The following is a 17,608-nucleotide window of genomic DNA, read 5'->3' on the forward strand; positions in this document are numbered from 1 at the left end:
CGTCTGCTTCAATACGGATTAAAGACGGCTTTGATTCATTAATGGCACGATTCATGAAGGCGGGCATGCTCTTTATGAACAGAATATTTCTTCTGACCTGGTGGGAACTCCGCTATGCTCTGGAACATCAATGGGAATTCATGAATCACAGTCATTATTTTATGAAAACTTTGTTGGAAGACATTTTTCATTCTGGAAAAGGAATTATGACCTTCTTAAAGAATATGCCAGCGGTCAATTTGATGACGTGCCGATAGATGCATTTTATCGTGCCATTAATGAATCAAAGCCGTCTTTAATCCGTATTGAAGCAGACGAATTAACATATCCGCTTCATATCATCATCCGTTATGAAATTGAAAAGGGCTTGTTCAATGATGAAATCGAAGTTAAAGACCTTCCTGCAATCTGGAATGCAAAATATGAACAATATCTGGGAGTAAAGCCTGAAAATGACGGCGAAGGCATTCTGCAGGATGTCCACTGGGCAGGAGGAAGCTTCGGCTATTTCCCTTCCTATGCTTTAGGCTATATGTATGCAGCACAGCTTAAAAACAGCATGTTAAAGGATTTGCCAAACTATGATGAATTACTTGAAGAGGGCAATCTATTGCCAATCAAAGAGTGGTTTACCCAAAATGTGCACCAGTTCGGTAAAATGAAAAAACCGCTTGAAATTTTAAATGACGTAACGGGTGAAGGCCTGAATGCCCAGCATTTAATTAACTATCTATATGATAAGTATGGTAAGGTGTATCAGTTGAAATAGGTTTCTATTAATAATTTGAGTAAGAGGGTGGCCTCAGCCATCCTCTTACTTCATGGAGAGAAATAATGAAGAAAATACTTCCATTCTTAATGATTGCGTTAGGAGCAAGTCTATGGGGGATTATTGCTGTATTTGTAAAAGGGCTCGGGGAATTTGGATTCTCAGCTATGGAAATTGTGGCTGTGAGAGTTTTTTTTGCGGCCATATTTCTCGTTCTATTCGGAATTATGCGTTTCCGGAATCGCTTTAAACTGGAATCTGCCTCTGACATCCGGTTTTTTGTTGGAACCGGAATTCTTAGCATCGTCTTTTTTAATTATTGTTATTTCACAGCAATGAACCAGATCAGCATTTCATTGGCAGTCGTTCTGCTTTATACCGCTCCGGCTTTTGTGACTATATTATCTTACCTGTTTTTAAAGGAAGGGATAAACCTAAGAAAGGTTGCAGCTGTGGCAGGCACCATTGTGGGCTGCATTCTAGTTGCCGGATTATCAGCGGGCAGCAGTGATATTACTCTTCTTGGAATTTTGACGGGATTAGGTGCCGGGTTTGGCTATGCACTTTATACAATCTTCGGGAAATTTGCCTTAAGAAAGTATCATCCCTTTACAGTTACGCTTTATACATTCCTAATAGCTTCGGTATTTCTTATCCCGGTAACAAAGCTATGGACAAAAGCTTCAGTTTTTTTGAACACTGAAGTTTTGTTTCTTAGTATTGGTTTGGGATTTGTTCCTACGGTTCTTGCCTATTTTGTATATACATGGGGTCTGGAAAAAACGGATGGAAGCAGGGCAGCTGTCATCGCTACAGTTGAACCAGTCGTGGCCATGCTTCTAGGAGTCACACTTTACGGGGAAAGTCTCGGTGTAGTCCAGATTGCAGGCGCATTGCTGATACTCAGTTCCGTAATTATTGTGAATTTGCCCGCAAAAAGGAAAAATGCAGGAATCGTGGCTGAATCAAGCAAGCTTGAACACTAAAACACTCCGTCCATAGTGGAACGGAGTGTTTTTTTTACCAAAGCTTATATCCTTTAGCCCCGGGAGGTGCATTTTGAATTAAATCTATAAATGGGATGGTGTAGGCAAATAGAATAAGAACAACCGTAATTCCAAGCCAAAGCTTCCAATTTTCAAATACCATTGGAGCTTTGTCGGCTTCATCGGCAGCTTCTCCTATAGGGAATTCCTGCTCTCCCTTTGGTGCGAAAAAGGCAAGGTTGATGAAGATATAAAGCATTAAGATGATGCCTATAAATAGGATAGAACCGCCGATTGCCTGTGCAACCTGGTATGGAATCCATTCTGCTGCCTGTGCTGCTCCGCCATATTCAGAGTATGATGAACGGCGCGGTGCTCCCAGAAGACCGGCAGCATGCATGGCACCAGACATGAATGTCATTCCGATTGCCCAGATAACTGCCTGGATGATTCCTAATTTATTCATCGCTTTTGTTAATGTTCTTCCTGTCAGATGAGGAATCAGCCAGTAAGAAACCCCAAAGAATGTAAGTACTACAGATGTTGCCACTGTTAAGTGAAAGTGGCCGGTTACCCATATCGTGTTATGGACAACCTGGTTCATCTGGTGGGACGCATTAACGATACCGCCTGCACCCGCTGGAATAAAGGCAACCATCCCGATGAAAGGAACAGTAAATCGCGCATCTCCCCAAGGCAGTTTTTTTACCCAGCCGAATAATCCTTTGGCCCCTTTGGAACGGCCAAAGCTTTCAAAAGTGGCAAATAGAGAAAATGCAGTCATCAGAGATGGAATGACAACCAGGAATGTCAGGATAACCTGAAAGAATTTCCATGCTGGATCAATTCCCGGCTCCATTAATTGATGGTGAAATCCGACAGGGATTGAGAAAAGCAGGAATAAAATGAATGACAAACGTGCCAATGAATCTGAGAATATTTTTCCGCCGATGACCTTGGGAATAACAACATACCAGGCCATGTATGCAGGCAATAGCCAGAAATAAACAAGCGGATGTCCGAAATACCAGAATAAAGTACGGCTGACTCCGATATTTACTGTTTCTGCAAACCCCAATGACCAAGGAAGAAGCTGGAAAAGAACGGTAGAAGCTACACCGATTGTTGCCACAATCCACATCATCGTGTTGACCAATGACATAAAGGTTAATAACGGACTCGGCTGTCCGGGATTTCTTCTTCGCCATTCTGCATACTTCATAATGATGGCTGCCCCGTCAATCCAGCTTCCCACTATAACAAGTGTTAAACCGATATAATACAATGCATGTGCCTGAAGAGGAGCATAGAAAGTATAAAGAACAGTAGCTTCATTCAGCAGGATCATAACAGCTGCAAGAACAGTTCCTGCAGTCATCAGCCAAAAACCGATCCAGCCGGCAATCCGCTGTTTATTTGTAAGGGTTCCTGATGTTTTGCTTGTCGCTGCTATCTGGAAACCCATTATAAAAAAGGTGGTAAGTACAAGTCCGAGTACAACACCGTGAACCGTGAGAATTTGGTAATACCCGATGCCTGCAGGAAGCTCGAATTTACCGGAGCGGACCAAAGTCTGCAATAAACCAGCAAGGCCGCCTACTGCTAAAGCTGTAAATGCAACGAAAAAGTGAGCCATTGCCAATTTTCCGTCACGGCGGTCAACTTTTAATTTTGCTGAAGGATTTAACATTATTCCACCACCTTAATTTTAGACGACATCATGTGGTGACCAACACCGCAATATTCATTACATACAATTAAGTATTCGCCAGTTTTATCAAATGTTGTAACATGTTCACTGATATAGCCGGGTTCAAGCATCATGTTGATATTTGATCCCGCAACTTCAAAACCGTGGACGACATCTTTGGTTGTTGCGATAATTTTCACTTTGGCACCATATGGAACCTCTACTTCAGCTGGGCTATAGGAAAACGCAGATGCTACGTATACCAATTCGTAATCCCAATCTTTCCCTTCTACCTTTTTCAGCCCTGGCTCATTAAATGGAGCGGTAGTATCGACCTTTTCAGGGTCGATTGTTGCCAAACAGCTTGGGGGCTGATTGCCCAGGTAAAATGCGCTGACTCCCAGGACTGTTAAAAAAACAAGCAGCGATCCGATTCCAAAAGTGAGCCAGGCCTTTTCAAATTTATGCATATGCATGGCTTTTTCCCCTTTCTAATTCTAAAAGCGGCTGATAAATAGTGAATAAACACCCACCCATGTAATGATCAGGAAGAATCCTAATAAGAAAACGGAAGCTAGCGTTCCCTTTAAGGAAGAGCTATCCTCTATTTCAGTTTTTGTTTTTCGGCTGAGTTCCGTTTTCGCCATTGCCCTTCACTCCTTTCGAATATTTGGAAAAAGTAAATGATTACACTTTCATAATACAAAACATTTAGGAAGATTCTAGATGCTTTCAGTGAGTTCACAAATTGTTCATTCGTAACTTAAACACTATGATAATAGTGAAAAATTGATATTTAAGTGATTTATGTCACAAAAAACTCCTTTAAATTGTGAAAAAACTGTGAAGGTTTAATTGAGCTTCAGAAAGTAGGCAAATTATTTAAAATAAACATACTGAAGAGGGTGAATTATCTGATTAGCGAACAATTTTCTGGTAATTTATTGTTTAGTTCGTATTTAGTTAAAGTTTTGATTGAAGTATTAGTAAATGATGTTATAATGTTAATAAATTAATAACATTCACTCATATAATCGCGAGGATATGGCTCGCAAGTTTCTACCGGGTTACCGTAAATGATCCGACTATGAGTGAGCAATGTACAGGACGCTTTAGTCATCCTTGTTTGCCTGCAGCTTAGATCATTAGCCTGAAGGCCATTGCTTCACTCATTTTTATGTTGTGAATGCGATGGGTTTCAGGCTTTTTATTTGGCTGGAATGAGTAATTGAAGGCTTTCTATCATAGAGGAGGATGCAAAATGGATATGCTTATTGAAAAAATAAAGAGCGAAGGGATTGTTTTATCGCCGTCAGTTTTAAAGGTGGATTCTTTTCTGAACCACCAAATAGATCCTCAGCTAATGCATGAAGTCGGCAAAGAATTTGCAGATAGATTCTCCAGCAGCGGGATTACAAAAATATTGACTATCGAATCTTCGGGGATTGCGCCAGCTGTAATGGCGGGGCTCCAGTTGAATGTTTCAGTTGTATTTGCGAGAAAAAGAAAATCTCTTACTCTGGTAAATGACCTGATTACAGCCTCTGTCTATTCTTTTACTAAGGAAGAAACAAGTGAAATCTCTGTTTCAAAGAAATATCTTTCAGAAAAAGACAATGTTCTTATTATCGATGATTTTCTAGCGAATGGACAGGCAGCATTAGGTCTTGCGGATATAGCGAATAAAGCGGGATCAGCTATAGCAGGGATTGGAATCGTTATTGAAAAAGGCTTTCAAAATGGCGGACAGCTGCTGAGGGAAAAGGGATTTCGGGTTGAATCCTTAGCAATTATTGACTCGCTTGAAAGCGGCATAATCAGCTTTGATAAAACAGCAAAGAAAATGGAGGAATTGATGCGATGAATCAGAATCCGGTTAAAATTGCTTCCCTTGGAATTCAGCATGTCCTTGCCATGTATGCAGGCGCAGTAATTGTACCATTGATTGTAGGAGGAGCATTGGGATTAACAGGGGAACAGCTTACCTATCTAGTTTCAATTGATATTTTTATGTGCGGTATTGCAACACTTCTTCAAGTATTGCGCAGCAGATTTTTTGGGATTGGCCTTCCGGTTGTTCTTGGCTGCACATTTACTGCCGTTGGGCCTATGATTGCGATTGGCGGGCAATATGGAATACCAGCAATCTATGGTTCGATCCTTATTTCAGGCTTGTTTGTTGTAGCTGTTTCAAAGTATTTTGGAAAACTGGTGAAATTTTTTCCGCCTGTTGTAACAGGGTCGGTAGTTACAATTATCGGAATTACGTTAATTCCTGTTGCTATGAACAACATGGCTGGAGGACAGGGAAGCCCTGACTTTGGTTCCATGACAAACATTGCATTGGCTTTTGGAACTTTGCTGTTCATCATTATTCTCTTCCGCTTCTTTAAAGGCTTTATTCGTGCGATTGCCATTTTGCTTGGGCTGGCTGCTGGCACCATTACAGCGTTTTTCATGGGCATGGTAGATTTCTCTGCAGTTGGAGAAGCTTCCTGGTTTCATATGCCATCACCATTCTATTTTGGCATGCCGACATTTGAGGTGACTGCGATCCTTACTATGATTCTCGTAGCAATGGTCAGTTTAGTTGAATCTACGGGCGTTTATTTTGCTCTGGGTGATATCTGTGAAGAAAAATTGGAAGAAAAGGATCTGTCAAATGGTTATCGTGCAGAAGGGCTTGCAATCATCCTGGGTGCTGTCTTTAATGCTTTTCCTTATACAACATATTCCCAAAACGTCGGACTTCTTCAGATGTCAGGCGTAAAAACGAAAAATGTTATATATACAGCTGGGGCTTTTCTTGTACTGCTTGGGCTAGTTCCGAAAATCGGCGCATTGACAACAATTATTCCAACTCCCGTATTAGGGGGCGCAATGGTAGCCATGTTCGGTATGGTAGTCGCTTATGGAATAAAAATGCTCAGCAAAGTTGAATTCTCCTCTCAGGAAAATTTATTAATCATTGCCTGCTCTGTCGGGATGGGATTGGGAGTAACAGCCGTACCTGAATTATTCGCGCAAATGCCTTCCAGTGTGCGCATCCTGACTGATAATGGAATAGTGGCGGGCAGTGTGACGGCAATTCTTTTAAACATCGTATTCAATGTTGCTAAAGGTAAAAAAGCAGTTCAGCCTGCATCTTTTGCGGAGCAGAAGGCTTCATAATTCTTCTTGCGGCAATCACAATAATTCTGGCAATCAATATAATATTCTATCGGTATTTTACATTTCCTAAGCGATTGTTTCTCGCAAGAAAGAGAGTGTAATGTGATGGAGAAATATTATTGTGATAACTGCCGGCTTTTATATAATGAAGAAGAGGTTTGTGCTGCTTGCGGTATCCTGGTTACGAAAAAAATATATATAGAAGTACAAAAGCACCATAAAAAGAATAATGGATTGGATGCATCCGAATAACTTTGTCATTGGCCAGCCATACCTATTGAATTGGAAAAGATTTAGTAATGCTATTCATTTAGTTATTCCATTATAATAAAGATGCACAACAACTCCTTCAAAACACATTGCTTCCTCCTAATGGGGGAAGCTTTTTTTTGCTTGATTAGACAATTTTGAACATAAATTGCTTTTATTTGGAAAAAATAAAAGAAAGCAAGCGGAGGAGAATCATGTATGCCAGCAATTGTATCAGTTGCAGAAGCAATACCTGAACATATTCTGACCCAGGATCAGGTAATGGATTTTGCCAGAGATTTATTTTCAGATTCCTTTAAGGATATTGAACGTTTATTGAAAGCTTTCCAAAACGGCCAAATTGAAAAACGCCACTTTGCTAAGGGACTTGAATGGTTTAAAACAGATAAATCATTTGAAGATCGAAACAATGCTTACATTGAACAGGCTATTGAACTGGGTACAAAGGCTATAATGTGCTGTCTGGAAAATGACATTTTCTTGAGCAGGAATCTCCATTGCGAAGAAATCGATGCCATTTTTACTATTTCTAGTTCAGGAATTGCCACACCGAGCATTGAAGCAAGAATCATGAATAAGCTTCCATTTTCTGAACATACGAAGCGAATACCGATATGGGGACTGGGTTGTGCGGGCGGTGCTTCAGGCCTTTCAAGAGCGTATGAATATTGCCTGGCTTTCCCTGAAGCAAAAGTACTGGTTTTAACCATAGAATTATGCAGTTTGACCTTTCAGCGCAATGACCGGTCAAAGAGCAATCTAATCGGGACCTCTCTTTTTGCTGACGGTGCAGCATGTGCGCTGATAACGGGTGATGACGTTCAAAGGGATTTTCAAAAGGTATCAGCCATTCCGAGAATTGTGGGGTCCCAATCAACAACGATGCGCAATTCTTTGGATGTAATGGGCTGGGAAGTAAAGAATGAAGGTTTATATGTGGTTTTCTCAAAGGATATACCATCAATAATAGAGGGCTGGCTTAAGCCAAATGTAACGGAATTTCTAAGGGGAAAAGGCATAGAAATGGGGAAAATAAACCATTTTGTTGCCCACCCTGGCGGAAAAAAAGTCATTGATGCTTATCAAAAAGCACTGCAATTCGATCCTGGTATGACCAGAATTTCGCTTGATGTATTAAAGGAGTTCGGAAATATGTCATCTGCAACCATTCTTTACGTATTGAAAAGGTTTATGCAGATAGGCCGACAGGGAGATACCGGACTTGCAGCTGCACTCGGCCCGGGATTTAGCTCGGAATTATTGCTGCTGGAATGGGAGTGAATTCATGCTGTTCAAACTATTTATTGCCGTCATCATTTTGCAGAGGGCAGCGGAGCTTGCTATTGCCCGAAATAATGAAAAGTGGATGAAAGGAAGGGGCGCACTGGAATTTGGCCAGCGGCACTATCCCTGGATCGTAGCGGTTCATGCTTCCTTTTTTATTTGCTATCTGCTTGAAGTAACCATCTTTGAAAAAGACCTGTCCCCTTTTTGGCCCATTATTCTGATTCTTTTCTTTCTTACCCAGACAGGAAGAGTATGGGCACTGTTTTCCTTAGGGAAATACTGGAATACCAAAATCATTGTCATGCCGGGTGCCAAAGTTGTCAGAAGGGGGCCATACCGCTTTATAAAGCATCCCAATTATGTAATTGTAGCTGCTGAATTTCTCGTGATACCTTTCATGTTTCAGGCTTATTTAACAGCAGCTGTATTTACCCTGCTAAACATAATGGTACTTTCGGTCAGGATACCAGCCGAAGAAAAAGCACTGAAAGAATTGACTGAATACGAAGAAGCGTTTTTACGATTAAGACCTGGCATGAATAGAGATATTAAAAAAGTTTGACAATTTTAAAATCCCTATTGAAAATGATTATCGTTCGTGATAAACTTCTAATTGAATTTGAAAATTATTCTCAATATCATTCCAACAGGAAGGTGTTGCTACATATGACAATTCTATTTGTTGCAGGCACAATTGCTGCCTACTCACTAGTTATGAAACATGTTTTAAATAACGTAGCTAAACCACATACAAGATAATAGTATTTTTTGAAACCAGGCAGAGGCCTGGTTTTTGTTTTTTTTAACGCATGCGAAGATATAAGCAAATGAACATAGAATAAAAGCATGCTGCTGATAAATATTAGAAAAATCAAAGAATAAACTGTCCTATATAGGAAAATAAACGAAAATCATTTAAAATAGGAAGTAAATTAAAGTTACAAGGGGATTAATGGAAATGGCTGATACGATTTTGCAACCAGGATTGCAGCAAACTGAATTAATGAACAGAATAACTGCTATATATACTTTCGCCCAGAGAAATGGGGATAGCCAGACAGCTAAAAGAGCTAAAGATCTCTTAATTAAGCTAAGAGACCAGGAATTTGCCATCGCTTTTTGCGGACATTTTTCCGCCGGGAAATCGAGCATGATTAACAAGCTTGCAGGAGAGGACCTTCTACCTTCCTCGCCGATTCCAACCAGTGCCAATCTGGTAAAAGTCAAATCTGGTGAGGAAGATTATGCAAAAGTTATTTTTAAGGAAGGAAAGCCGAGGCTTTATCCTGCTCCGTATGATTATGGACAGGTAAAATCCTATTGCAAGGACGGAGATTCCATTCATTCCATTGAAATAAGCCATTCTGCCACCAGTTTGCCCAAGAAGGCAGTAATTATGGATACACCTGGAATCGATTCTACAGATGATGCGCATAGAATTGCTACTGAATCTGCTCTTCATTTGGCTGACCTCATTTTTTATGTTATGGATTATAACCATGTCCAGTCGGAATTAAATTTTCTTTTTACAAAAGAACTGACGGCTGCAGGAAAAGAAGTTTATCTTGTTATCAATCAAATTGATAAACATCGGGATGAAGAACTCAGCTTTGAACAATTTAAAGAAAGCGTAAAGGAATCATTTGCATCCTGGGGAGTAAAGCCTGCGCAGATTTTTTACACCACATTAAAAGACGAAAATCACCAGGCAAATGATTTTAAGGCACTTCAGAATTTTATTAACAGCAGCATTGATAACCGTGAAGAGCTTTTGCCCCAGTCCGTTTTTAATTCTTTAAAGAAATTAACAGAGGATCATCTGGCATTTTTAGGAGACGCTCATGCAGCTGAAAAAGATAAATGGGAAGAAAAACTGTCTGAATTAGATCAGGATGAACGGGATCAGCTCGGAAACAGGCTGCAAGAGTTAGAGAATCAGTTGAATAAGCTAAAGTCTTCCTTACATGAAGCTGATATTGAGTTAACCGGAAAGATAGATGAGATTCTAAAAAACGCTTATTTAATGCCTTTCCAGACGAGGGAACTCGCTGAATCTTATCTTGAGTCGTGCCAGCCTTCGTTTAAAATTGGCCTATTTTTCAGCAAACAGAAAACGGAGCAGGAAAGGTCAGTGCGTCTTGACCGCTTCTATCAGGATTTTTCCGAAAAGGTTAAGTCTCAGCTGGAGTGGCATATAAAAGAGCTGTTTTTACAGCAGTTCAAGCAGCATAATATCCATGACTCAGAAATTCTTGCACAAGTTCAGAGCTTCAAGATTTCCTTTGAACCAGCCGTGTTAGCTGAAACAGTAAAATCCGGCGCTATGGTTTCAGGAGATTATGTACTTCAGTATACGAACGACACCGCAGAGGCTGTAAAGAGAATTGCCAAAAAGAACGCAGCTTTCTTGAAAAATGCACTTCTGAAAGCGCTTGAAGATAATAACATCCAGGATCAGACGGTACTGGTAAATGAAATTCGCAAGCTTACTGCCTATGCTGAAGCCCTTAGCGCAATTAAAGCTCTCAATGAAAAAGTAATTAAGGCATCTGCCGAGATGAAAGTCTATCTGGCAGGTGACTTTGCTCATGATGAGTTTCAAGAGCAAGCCAAAATGCTTGCAGCAGAAGATGTCGATGAAGCTGAAGTTGTTTTTCAGCATGAAGATCAAATTGAGAAGGAAGAGATCCTCAAGAAACCTGAAAAATCTGACGAGGAAGAGCAGACAGGGGAAACTGTTCCTGCGGTTTCCGTTCAGCCTGTTATAGAAAAGCTTCAATTCACCGCTAATGCAGTAAAAGATATCCCAGGTTTCAGAAAGCTTGCAGCTGATTTGGCAGACAAAGCATCAAGGCTTGAGAGCAAAGAATTCACAGTTGCCCTTTTTGGTGCATTTAGTGCAGGGAAGTCCTCCTTTGCCAACGCTTTAATCGGGAATAAATTGCTTCCGGTTTCACCAAATCCGACAACAGCTGCAATTAACAAAATTAAGCCTGTTACGGCTGAAAATGCGCATGGAACCGTTCTTGTAAAAGTAAAGGATTCACAGACTCTCTTAAATGATATCAATCATTCATTGAAGTTCTTTGATTATTCTGCAGGAAACTTCGGCGATGCTGCTGCAGCGATTAAGAAGATCACTGGGGAAAACCAGGATTTCGATGCTAATGAAAAGACACACTTTGCATTCCTTAATGCATTTTTGAGAGGTTTTGATTTCTTTACGGATCAGCTTGGGAAAGTCATAAAAGCTGATTTGGAGGAGTTTGGGGATTATGTAGCCAATGAGGAAAAATCATGCTTCGTTGAGACTATAGAGGTTTACTTTGATTGTGAACTGACAAGGCAGGGAATTACCCTGGTTGACACACCTGGGGCAGATTCGATTAATGCGAGGCATACCGGGGTAGCATTTGAATATATAAAAAACTCGGATGCAATCCTTTTTGTAACTTATTATAATCATGCCTTTTCAAAAGCCGATAGAGAGTTTCTTATTCAGCTGGGAAGGGTCAAGGACACCTTCTCCCTTGATAAAATGTTCTTTATCGTCAATGCCATTGACCTTGCCAATAATGAAGAAGAAAAGGATTCAGTACTGGAATACGTTGAAGAGCAGCTGGTGCAATACGGAATCCGCCGGCCGCATCTGTCTGGCATTTCAAGCCTCCAAGCTCTGGCAGAGAAGCTGGATAGCAGCAAAGAGGAAGTTTCCAATATCAGCTCATTTGAAAAAAGCTTTTACTCCTTTATAAATCAAGACCTGCTGAATATTTCCATTTCATCAGCAGAAACAGAGTGGAGGCGCCTTTTAGCCCAGCTGAGGACCTACATTTCTTCCTCACAGGAAAATAAAGAAGTCAGGTTTGAAAAGCTGAAACTGCTTGAGGAAGAGCATCAAACGGTTACAGAGATTATCCGTGGACAAAAATCCGAACTGCTGTCCCAAAGGCTTGAACAGGAAACGGATGAGCTTGTTTTTTACATTAAGCAAAGAGTATTTCTGCGTTTCTTCGACTTTGTTAAGGAGGCTTTCAACCCTTCAGTCCTGAAGGATGATGGACGGAACTTAAAGAAAATGCTTAAAATCGCTCTTGAAGAATTCCTTGCAAGCTTCGGGTTTGACTTTGCCCAGGAGCTTCGCGCAACAACATTGAGGCTTGAAGCCTATATTTCCAAGCTGATCGGCCAGCAGCAGGAGACTATTTCTAAAAAAGCCGCCAATGTGAACAGTGATTTGTCTTTTAGCTCATATGAGCCATTAAAAATGGAAAGTATTGAATTTGATTCAGCATTTTCCAACGAAGACCCGAATCAATTTAAAAAAGCTCTATCCTACTTTAAAAATCCGAAAGCATTTTTTGAAAAGAATGAACGCAAGCAGCTAGCGGATGAACTGGAGAAGAATCTGCAGGAACCTGCAGACCGTTATCTGCAAGCTGAAAGCACCAGACTGAAATTCCATTACAGCAGCCTGCTGACGGCTGAATTTGAGCGGCTGCTCAATTCGCTGATTGAACAGAGCAGCGAATATTATGAAGGAATTACGGCTGCATTAAAAGATGATTTCCCAATTGAAGAGCTGAAAGAAATTGAGAGGAACATTGCACATTACGAATAATAGGTATTGAAAGGTTGCTGCTTTTCGTATGGAAAAATGGCTTTCCGCTGCTGAAGAAAAATACAATATTGACATCCTTTTTGCATGTGAAGCAGGAAGCAGGGCCTGGGGGACAGATGATGCGGAATCAGATTATGATATCCGCTTCATCTTTAAACATAAGGATCTGAAAGCATATCTTTCCCTTGAACGTGCAAACGAGGTTATTGATGCAGATACCCCTTATGATGCGCACGGCTGGGATATTTTTAAAGCATTTGACCTTATGCAAAAATCCAATCCAAGTATATTTGAATGGGCATACTCTCCCATCATCTACAAGGATAAGGATGACTTCTCCAATAGGCTAAGGAGTATCGCGGAAAAAGAGTTCTCACGATATAAGTTATTCCAGCATTACACCCTGCTATTTTCACGTAATCTTGGGGAAGCGGCAAAAAAAGAGGGATTTACAATTAAGAAACAGAAACTGCTAATCCAGGCGGTAAGAGCCTGCCTAATTTCAAGGCAGCTGATTCAGCAAAGCAATATAAACGGAGACTTTTTGTATACAGGTCTCTTTTGCATAAAGGAAGAGGATGACATTACACGCTTTTATCAGACCCTGGCAAATGCAAAACAAAGTGGGGTTCTTATTCAGGAGCATTTAGCAAATCAAATAGCTGAGACACTTGAGTCAGAAAGGGAAGTACTCTATACAGCCGGTGAATTAATGCCTAAAGGAAAAGGCAAAGTATCCGGACTGAATGAATGGCTTTGGGAACTGTTGAAAGTTTAAAATCATTCTGAGAAGAAAAGGGAGAGCTATGGAGAAAAATTCTTTTCATGCATGTGCAACCTGCGTAAACTTCCAGCCTGAAAAGCGTAAAGAAGGAATGGTTTATTTTTGCAGCAGACTGGGCTATGAAACGAAACCTGACTATCAATTTAACTGCTGGACTCCAAAGGAACATATAAAACGCCTGATGAAAAAGAGGAAAGGGGAGAACCTTAAATGAAGTATCATGTAGAAAAGGAATGGGTATTAACCAAACTGGATGATCCCAATATCCGAATTGCCGACTGCCGCTTTAAACTTGGGTCACCTGAAGAAGGGCGCAGCTTATATAATCTCAGCCATATTCCCAATGCCGTGCATTTTGATTTAGAGAAGGATCTGTCAGGCCCTGTGAAAGAGCATGGGGGCCGGCACCCGCTTCCAGATCCCTCTCAATTTAGAGAAGTACTTGAGAAAGCAGGAATCAGCAGAGATACTACAGTAATTGCCTATGATGGAGGAGAAGGGGCTTTTGCTGCAAGGTTCTGGTGGCTTCTAAGGTATTTGGGACATGATAAAGTTTATGTATTGAACGGTGGATATAAAGAATGGGCTGAAAGCGCCTATCCTTTGAATAATAAGGTCCCACGCTTTGGGCAGGCTGACTTCAAAATCGAACTGCAGCCTGACATATTTGCTTCATACGAAGAAGTTAAAGAATTTACCGATAATCAGGATACTGCTGTCATAGTTGATTCCAGAGAGGAAAAGAGATACCTGGGACTGGAAGAGCCCATTGATAAAAAAGCCGGCCATATCCCGGGAGCAATCAATAGAGTTTGGTTTGAAGCGTATAAAAATGGCAGGTTTAAAGAAGCAGAGGAACAGGAAAAACGGTTTGCGGACATTGATAAGAATAAACCAGTAATTGTTTATTGCGGATCAGGGGTAACAGCAGCACCTAATTTCCTGGCATTAAAGGAAGCTGGTTTTCCTAATGTTAAATTATATGCTGGAAGCTTCAGTGATTGGATATCTTATGAAAGGAATAAAATAGAAACTGTCGAAAAATAGAAAAGTCCCTTTTTAAAAAAGGGATTTTTTTACTGTTGAAATTATTATATAATTTAAAAAGTTTAATAGTTTTTGAAAATGGAGGGGTTAAATGAATACTTCGGGCTACACGATCACAAAAAAACAAAGGACTGATACAAAACAAATATTGGTAACAACTGCAATCATCCTAATATTGTCAGCAATTTTTATTCCTATATTCCTGCTTTCACCATTCCAGGCGCAATTTTACAGGCCTGAAGGGACCTGGGTTTTCGAAGCGCCTAAAGACGCTTATGTTACATTTAGCATAGCTTTGGCATCGATGGGGGTTTTTATCTTAGCGGGGGTTTGGATGCACAGTGCTGAAAAATTCGGCAGGATTGCGAAATGTATAACAGGAGCATGTTTTTTATTTTCAATGGCTACTGTGATTCTCAGTTTTGATTATTACCACTATATTGATAAGAATGGTGTCCATTTTAATACATTATTCGGTTTGAAGGAGAAGCATTATAATTGGCAGGAAATCAAACAAGCCAGGCAAACAGTCATAAACAAAATGGGTGTTATGTCTGATGATGAATTAATCTTTACCTTTAAAGATGGAACTACATATGCGTATCCTATAAATAATAATATCCGTAAGGCGCGAATCGCTACTTACTATGAACTGGAAGAACATGGAGTTGAGTTAATAAGGGAAACAGAATAAGGCTGTCAAACTTTTCAAGAGAAACCGAGAGTTTCCCATGTTATAATAGTTGTTATGATTATAATCGGGAGGCGGAAAAATGAACGAGAACAAATCTTCACTGCTGCTGGTTGATGGCATGGCTCTGCTGTTCAGGGCATATTTTGCAACAGCCATGTCCGGTCAATTTATGATAAATTCAAAAGGAATACCTACAAATGGAGTTCACGGGTTTGTTAAACACTTTTTAACCGCTGTTTCTTCCTTTAACCCGACTCATGTGGCTGTATGCTGGGATATGGGAAGCAAAACCTTCCGTACGGAAATGTTTGATGCCTATAAAGCAAACCGTCCTCAAGCTCCGATTGAACTTGTGCCTCAATTCGATCTGGTAAAAGAAGTTGTTGAAGCTTTTGATGTGCCTAATATTGGCCTTGAAGGATACGAAGCCGATGACTGCATTGGCACCATTGCAAGAAAAGCAAGCCAGGAAGCGGAAGTTCTGATTCTTACTGGCGATCAGGATATACTGCAGCTTCTGGATGACAATATCTCTGTTATTTTGCTGCAAAAAGGCTACGGCAATTATCTTGTGCATACGACGGAAACTTTTTATGAAGAAAAGGGAATAACACCAAAGCAAATGATCGATTTGAAAGCCTTCATGGGAGATACCAGTGATAATTATCCCGGAGTAAAAGGGATTGGCGAAAAAACAGCGCTGAAGCTGCTGCAGCAATTTGAGCATATTGAAGGGGTACTGGAAAACCTGGAACAGCTTACAAAAGGACAGCGTGCCAAGATCGAACAGGATCTTGAAATGCTGCACTTGAGCAGACAGCTCGCCGAAATAAAATGCGATGTACCAGTTGAATGCCCTCTCGACCTGGCACAATTCACAATGAACCGGGAAAAGGTCATGGAGAAATTCACTGAAATCGAATTCCGCGGACTTCACAAATTTCTTGATATAAAAAAGGAATATGCATAATAGTGACTCCAGGCTGCTGCCTGGGGTTTTTTTTATGGCTGTCCTCTTAGACCCAATATTCCCCATAAATAATAAAAGCCGCCAAAGGCGGCCATCCAAGCATTATTTAGTATTCTTCTTCTTCGCTGCATCCTCCAGCTTGCTTTTAGGCTCTTCTGAAAATTCAGCATCCTGCCCGTATCCTTGAGGGTTTACGGCAGGTGCTTTTTTTCCTCTGTTTGTATGTCCGTTTTTGCTCATCTTATTCACCTCCCCAGTCAGCAATTTCTCCATTGATAACCTTATTATTGTTAAAGTCTTCGGGTTTTAATCATGTCTATCGAGGGTACAATTTAGCAACTGATGCGGTGAATTTTTCTTCTGTCTTGGGGTTTAATTACTCCATGAATACAAGCCTATTTAACATTTGAAGGAGGAATAATAAAAGTCTGCATACTTCACAATAAAGAAGAGGTGAGTTGTTATGAATAAGGGAGTTTATATCGCTCTTTTAAGTATAGGGCTGGCACAGGGCCTGAAAATCCCCATCCATTATGTGAAAAAGGGGGAACTTCGCCCGGATTTATTTTTCCAGACAGGGGGCATGCCAAGTTCTCATTCGGCAGGTGTTTCTTCTTTAACTACTTTTATTGCTTTAAAGCGTGGTGTGCCGACGGTCGACTTTGCTTTATCGCTGGTTTATGGCCTGATCGTTATGTATGATGCCCAGGGAATCAGGCGCCAGACCGGTGAGCTAACCTTAAAGGTAAACAGCCTTGGTGAGCTGGTTGATAAAATTCACAAAGATGAAACAGTAAAGTTTGAGGAGGAAGGTCCAAAGAAACTGAAGGAAATGCTCGGCCACCAGCCAGCAGAAGTATTGGGCGGAGCTCTTCTCGGTGTATTAACCGGAACACTTGGCTACCTTCTAACTAAGAAGAAATAAATGAGCTTGCAACACCCCTGCTTCATGCAGAAAAAAGGTAGATAATTGTCGAAAAATCAAGTAAGATTTAGGAGAACGCAAAGGGAGCAGGGGAAGAGGGTAAGTAAAATGAAGACAGTTGAAGAGTATTTGCACTTTTTGCAAAGTAAAGGTTTTCAATTTCGGGAAGACGCGGTTGGCTTCATTTACTTTGGCAAAAATTATACCAATGCTTCAGACGAGCTTGCCAATGCAGCAATAGAACTTACATTAAAGGCGCAGAAATCATTTGACGGCAGTTTTTACGTATCTTTGCTTGAAACATTGGTTTCAAAGAATATTACCAGCAGGCGGGAAGCAATAAAATTTGTAAAAGAAAAAGCAATCATTTAAAAGGCGTGACTTTAATAAGAAC

Annotated in this window: 17 protein-coding genes, 1 pseudogene and 1 riboswitch; of the genes and pseudogenes, 14 read left to right on the forward strand and 4 right to left on the reverse strand. The window is 40.6% G+C overall.

What is annotated here, in order from left to right:
- Positions 1–43: 43 nt before the first annotated feature.
- Positions 44–769, forward strand: a pseudogene (locus ACEQ1T_RS11925) (carboxypeptidase M32); the annotation flags it as partial.
- Positions 770–834: 65 nt separating this feature from the next.
- The gene (locus ACEQ1T_RS11930) at positions 835–1,755 is read left to right on the forward strand and encodes a DMT family transporter (RefSeq protein ID WP_206838084.1); all 921 of its coding nucleotides are present in this window, start codon (positions 835–837) and stop codon (positions 1,753–1,755) included.
- A 34-nt stretch (positions 1,756–1,789) separates the two neighbouring features.
- Here the strand turns inward: ACEQ1T_RS11930 and ACEQ1T_RS11935 are convergent, their stop codons facing one another.
- Genes ACEQ1T_RS11935 through ACEQ1T_RS11945 form a run of 3 tightly spaced genes read right to left on the reverse strand, consistent with a single transcriptional unit; the run spans position 1,790 to position 4,092 of the window.
- Complete coding sequence (locus ACEQ1T_RS11935) at positions 1,790–3,445, reverse strand: b(o/a)3-type cytochrome-c oxidase subunit 1 (protein WP_370223101.1); 1,656 nt, start codon at positions 3,443–3,445, stop codon at positions 1,790–1,792.
- Positions 3,445–3,921: a cytochrome c oxidase subunit II gene (locus ACEQ1T_RS11940; RefSeq protein WP_113884614.1), complete on the reverse strand. Its 477-nt coding sequence runs from the start codon at positions 3,919–3,921 to the stop codon at positions 3,445–3,447. Before ACEQ1T_RS11940 ends, ACEQ1T_RS11935 begins: the two co-directional genes overlap by 1 nt.
- Before the next feature lie 21 nt (positions 3,922–3,942).
- The gene (locus ACEQ1T_RS11945; protein ID WP_113884615.1) at positions 3,943–4,092 is read right to left on the reverse strand and encodes a cytochrome c oxidase subunit 2A; all 150 of its coding nucleotides are present in this window, start codon (positions 4,090–4,092) and stop codon (positions 3,943–3,945) included.
- A 359-nt stretch (positions 4,093–4,451) separates the two neighbouring features.
- A riboswitch (purine riboswitch) is annotated at positions 4,452–4,553 on the forward strand.
- A gap of 153 nt (positions 4,554–4,706) precedes the next feature.
- Between ACEQ1T_RS11945 and ACEQ1T_RS11950 the strand changes: the two genes are divergently transcribed.
- The 10 genes from ACEQ1T_RS11950 to ACEQ1T_RS11995 all read left to right on the forward strand — a co-directional run bounded on the left by ACEQ1T_RS11950 (position 4,707) and on the right by ACEQ1T_RS11995 (position 16,289).
- Positions 4,707–5,309, forward strand: a complete 603-nt coding sequence (locus ACEQ1T_RS11950; RefSeq protein ID WP_206838081.1) for a xanthine phosphoribosyltransferase — start codon at positions 4,707–4,709, stop codon at positions 5,307–5,309.
- The gene (locus ACEQ1T_RS11955) at positions 5,306–6,616 is read left to right on the forward strand and encodes a nucleobase:cation symporter-2 family protein (RefSeq protein ID WP_370223102.1); all 1,311 of its coding nucleotides are present in this window, start codon (positions 5,306–5,308) and stop codon (positions 6,614–6,616) included. The genes ACEQ1T_RS11950 and ACEQ1T_RS11955 overlap by 4 nt, the downstream gene beginning before the upstream one ends.
- Before the next feature lie 468 nt (positions 6,617–7,084).
- On the forward strand, positions 7,085–8,167 hold the full coding sequence (locus ACEQ1T_RS11960; RefSeq protein WP_206838078.1) for a type III polyketide synthase: 1,083 nt from the start codon (positions 7,085–7,087) through the stop codon (positions 8,165–8,167).
- Positions 8,168–8,171: 4 nt separating this feature from the next.
- Positions 8,172–8,735 (forward strand): isoprenylcysteine carboxyl methyltransferase family protein, encoded by a 564-nt coding sequence (locus ACEQ1T_RS11965; RefSeq protein ID WP_206838077.1) that lies wholly within the window; start codon positions 8,172–8,174, stop codon positions 8,733–8,735.
- A 396-nt stretch (positions 8,736–9,131) separates the two neighbouring features.
- On the forward strand, positions 9,132–12,794 hold the full coding sequence (locus ACEQ1T_RS11970) for a dynamin family protein (RefSeq protein WP_206838076.1): 3,663 nt from the start codon (positions 9,132–9,134) through the stop codon (positions 12,792–12,794).
- A gap of 28 nt (positions 12,795–12,822) precedes the next feature.
- Positions 12,823–13,572, forward strand: coding sequence for a DNA polymerase beta superfamily protein (locus ACEQ1T_RS11975; RefSeq protein WP_206838073.1), 750 nt, complete (start codon positions 12,823–12,825; stop codon positions 13,570–13,572).
- A 28-nt stretch (positions 13,573–13,600) separates the two neighbouring features.
- Complete coding sequence (locus tag ACEQ1T_RS11980) at positions 13,601–13,792, forward strand: hypothetical protein (protein ID WP_206838071.1); 192 nt, start codon at positions 13,601–13,603, stop codon at positions 13,790–13,792.
- Positions 13,789–14,625, forward strand: a complete 837-nt coding sequence (locus ACEQ1T_RS11985; protein ID WP_206838068.1) for a sulfurtransferase — start codon at positions 13,789–13,791, stop codon at positions 14,623–14,625. Before ACEQ1T_RS11980 ends, ACEQ1T_RS11985 begins: the two co-directional genes overlap by 4 nt.
- Positions 14,626–14,716: 91 nt before the next feature.
- Positions 14,717–15,319 carry a hypothetical protein gene (locus tag ACEQ1T_RS11990; RefSeq protein WP_206838066.1) on the forward strand — a complete coding sequence of 201 codons (603 nt, stop codon included), beginning with the start codon at positions 14,717–14,719 and terminating at the stop codon, positions 15,317–15,319.
- 79 nt (positions 15,320–15,398) lie between these two features.
- The gene (locus tag ACEQ1T_RS11995) at positions 15,399–16,289 is read left to right on the forward strand and encodes a 5'-3' exonuclease H3TH domain-containing protein (protein WP_206838063.1); all 891 of its coding nucleotides are present in this window, start codon (positions 15,399–15,401) and stop codon (positions 16,287–16,289) included.
- A gap of 102 nt (positions 16,290–16,391) precedes the next feature.
- Here ACEQ1T_RS11995 and sspL read toward each other — a convergent pair whose 3' ends face one another.
- Positions 16,392–16,529 carry a small, acid-soluble spore protein L gene (sspL, locus tag ACEQ1T_RS12000; protein ID WP_206838059.1) on the reverse strand — a complete coding sequence of 46 codons (138 nt, stop codon included), beginning with the start codon at positions 16,527–16,529 and terminating at the stop codon, positions 16,392–16,394.
- A gap of 223 nt (positions 16,530–16,752) precedes the next feature.
- On the opposite strand from sspL, the gene ACEQ1T_RS12005 reads away from it, so the two are divergent.
- Positions 16,753–17,214: a divergent PAP2 family protein gene (locus ACEQ1T_RS12005; protein WP_009332661.1), complete on the forward strand. Its 462-nt coding sequence runs from the start codon at positions 16,753–16,755 to the stop codon at positions 17,212–17,214.
- A 108-nt stretch (positions 17,215–17,322) separates the two neighbouring features.
- A complete protein-coding gene (locus ACEQ1T_RS12010; RefSeq protein ID WP_206838057.1) occupies positions 17,323–17,586 on the forward strand; it encodes a DUF6123 family protein in 264 nt (87 codons plus the stop codon).
- The last annotated feature ends 22 nt before the right edge of the window (positions 17,587–17,608 follow it).

Source organism: Cytobacillus sp., from assembly GCF_964223445.1.
In the GTDB taxonomy this organism is placed as follows: Bacteria; Bacillota; Bacilli; order Bacillales; family Cytobacillaceae; genus Cytobacillus.

Coding starts and splice junctions, on each gene's coding strand:
- ACEQ1T_RS11965 (WP_206838077.1), top strand. CDS start 8,172: ATGCTGTTCAAACTATTTATTGCCGTCATCATTTTGCAGAGGGCAGCG.
- ACEQ1T_RS11990 (WP_206838066.1), top strand. CDS start 14,717: ATGAATACTTCGGGCTACACGATCACAAAAAAACAAAGGACTGATACA.
- ACEQ1T_RS11975 (WP_206838073.1), top strand. CDS start 12,823: ATGGAAAAATGGCTTTCCGCTGCTGAAGAAAAATACAATATTGACATC.
- ACEQ1T_RS11995 (WP_206838063.1), top strand. CDS start 15,399: ATGAACGAGAACAAATCTTCACTGCTGCTGGTTGATGGCATGGCTCTG.
- ACEQ1T_RS11935 (WP_370223101.1), bottom strand. CDS start 3,445: ATGTTAAATCCTTCAGCAAAATTAAAAGTTGACCGCCGTGACGGAAAA.
- ACEQ1T_RS11980 (WP_206838071.1), top strand. CDS start 13,601: ATGGAGAAAAATTCTTTTCATGCATGTGCAACCTGCGTAAACTTCCAG.
- ACEQ1T_RS11950 (WP_206838081.1), top strand. CDS start 4,707: ATGGATATGCTTATTGAAAAAATAAAGAGCGAAGGGATTGTTTTATCG.
- sspL (WP_206838059.1), bottom strand. CDS start 16,529: ATGAGCAAAAACGGACATACAAACAGAGGAAAAAAAGCACCTGCCGTA.
- ACEQ1T_RS12005 (WP_009332661.1), top strand. CDS start 16,753: ATGAATAAGGGAGTTTATATCGCTCTTTTAAGTATAGGGCTGGCACAG.
- ACEQ1T_RS12010 (WP_206838057.1), top strand. CDS start 17,323: ATGAAGACAGTTGAAGAGTATTTGCACTTTTTGCAAAGTAAAGGTTTT.
- ACEQ1T_RS11945 (WP_113884615.1), bottom strand. CDS start 4,092: ATGGCGAAAACGGAACTCAGCCGAAAAACAAAAACTGAAATAGAGGAT.
- ACEQ1T_RS11970 (WP_206838076.1), top strand. CDS start 9,132: ATGGCTGATACGATTTTGCAACCAGGATTGCAGCAAACTGAATTAATG.
- ACEQ1T_RS11985 (WP_206838068.1), top strand. CDS start 13,789: ATGAAGTATCATGTAGAAAAGGAATGGGTATTAACCAAACTGGATGAT.
- ACEQ1T_RS11960 (WP_206838078.1), top strand. CDS start 7,085: ATGCCAGCAATTGTATCAGTTGCAGAAGCAATACCTGAACATATTCTG.
- ACEQ1T_RS11940 (WP_113884614.1), bottom strand. CDS start 3,921: ATGCATATGCATAAATTTGAAAAGGCCTGGCTCACTTTTGGAATCGGA.
- ACEQ1T_RS11930 (WP_206838084.1), top strand. CDS start 835: ATGAAGAAAATACTTCCATTCTTAATGATTGCGTTAGGAGCAAGTCTA.
- ACEQ1T_RS11955 (WP_370223102.1), top strand. CDS start 5,306: ATGAATCAGAATCCGGTTAAAATTGCTTCCCTTGGAATTCAGCATGTC.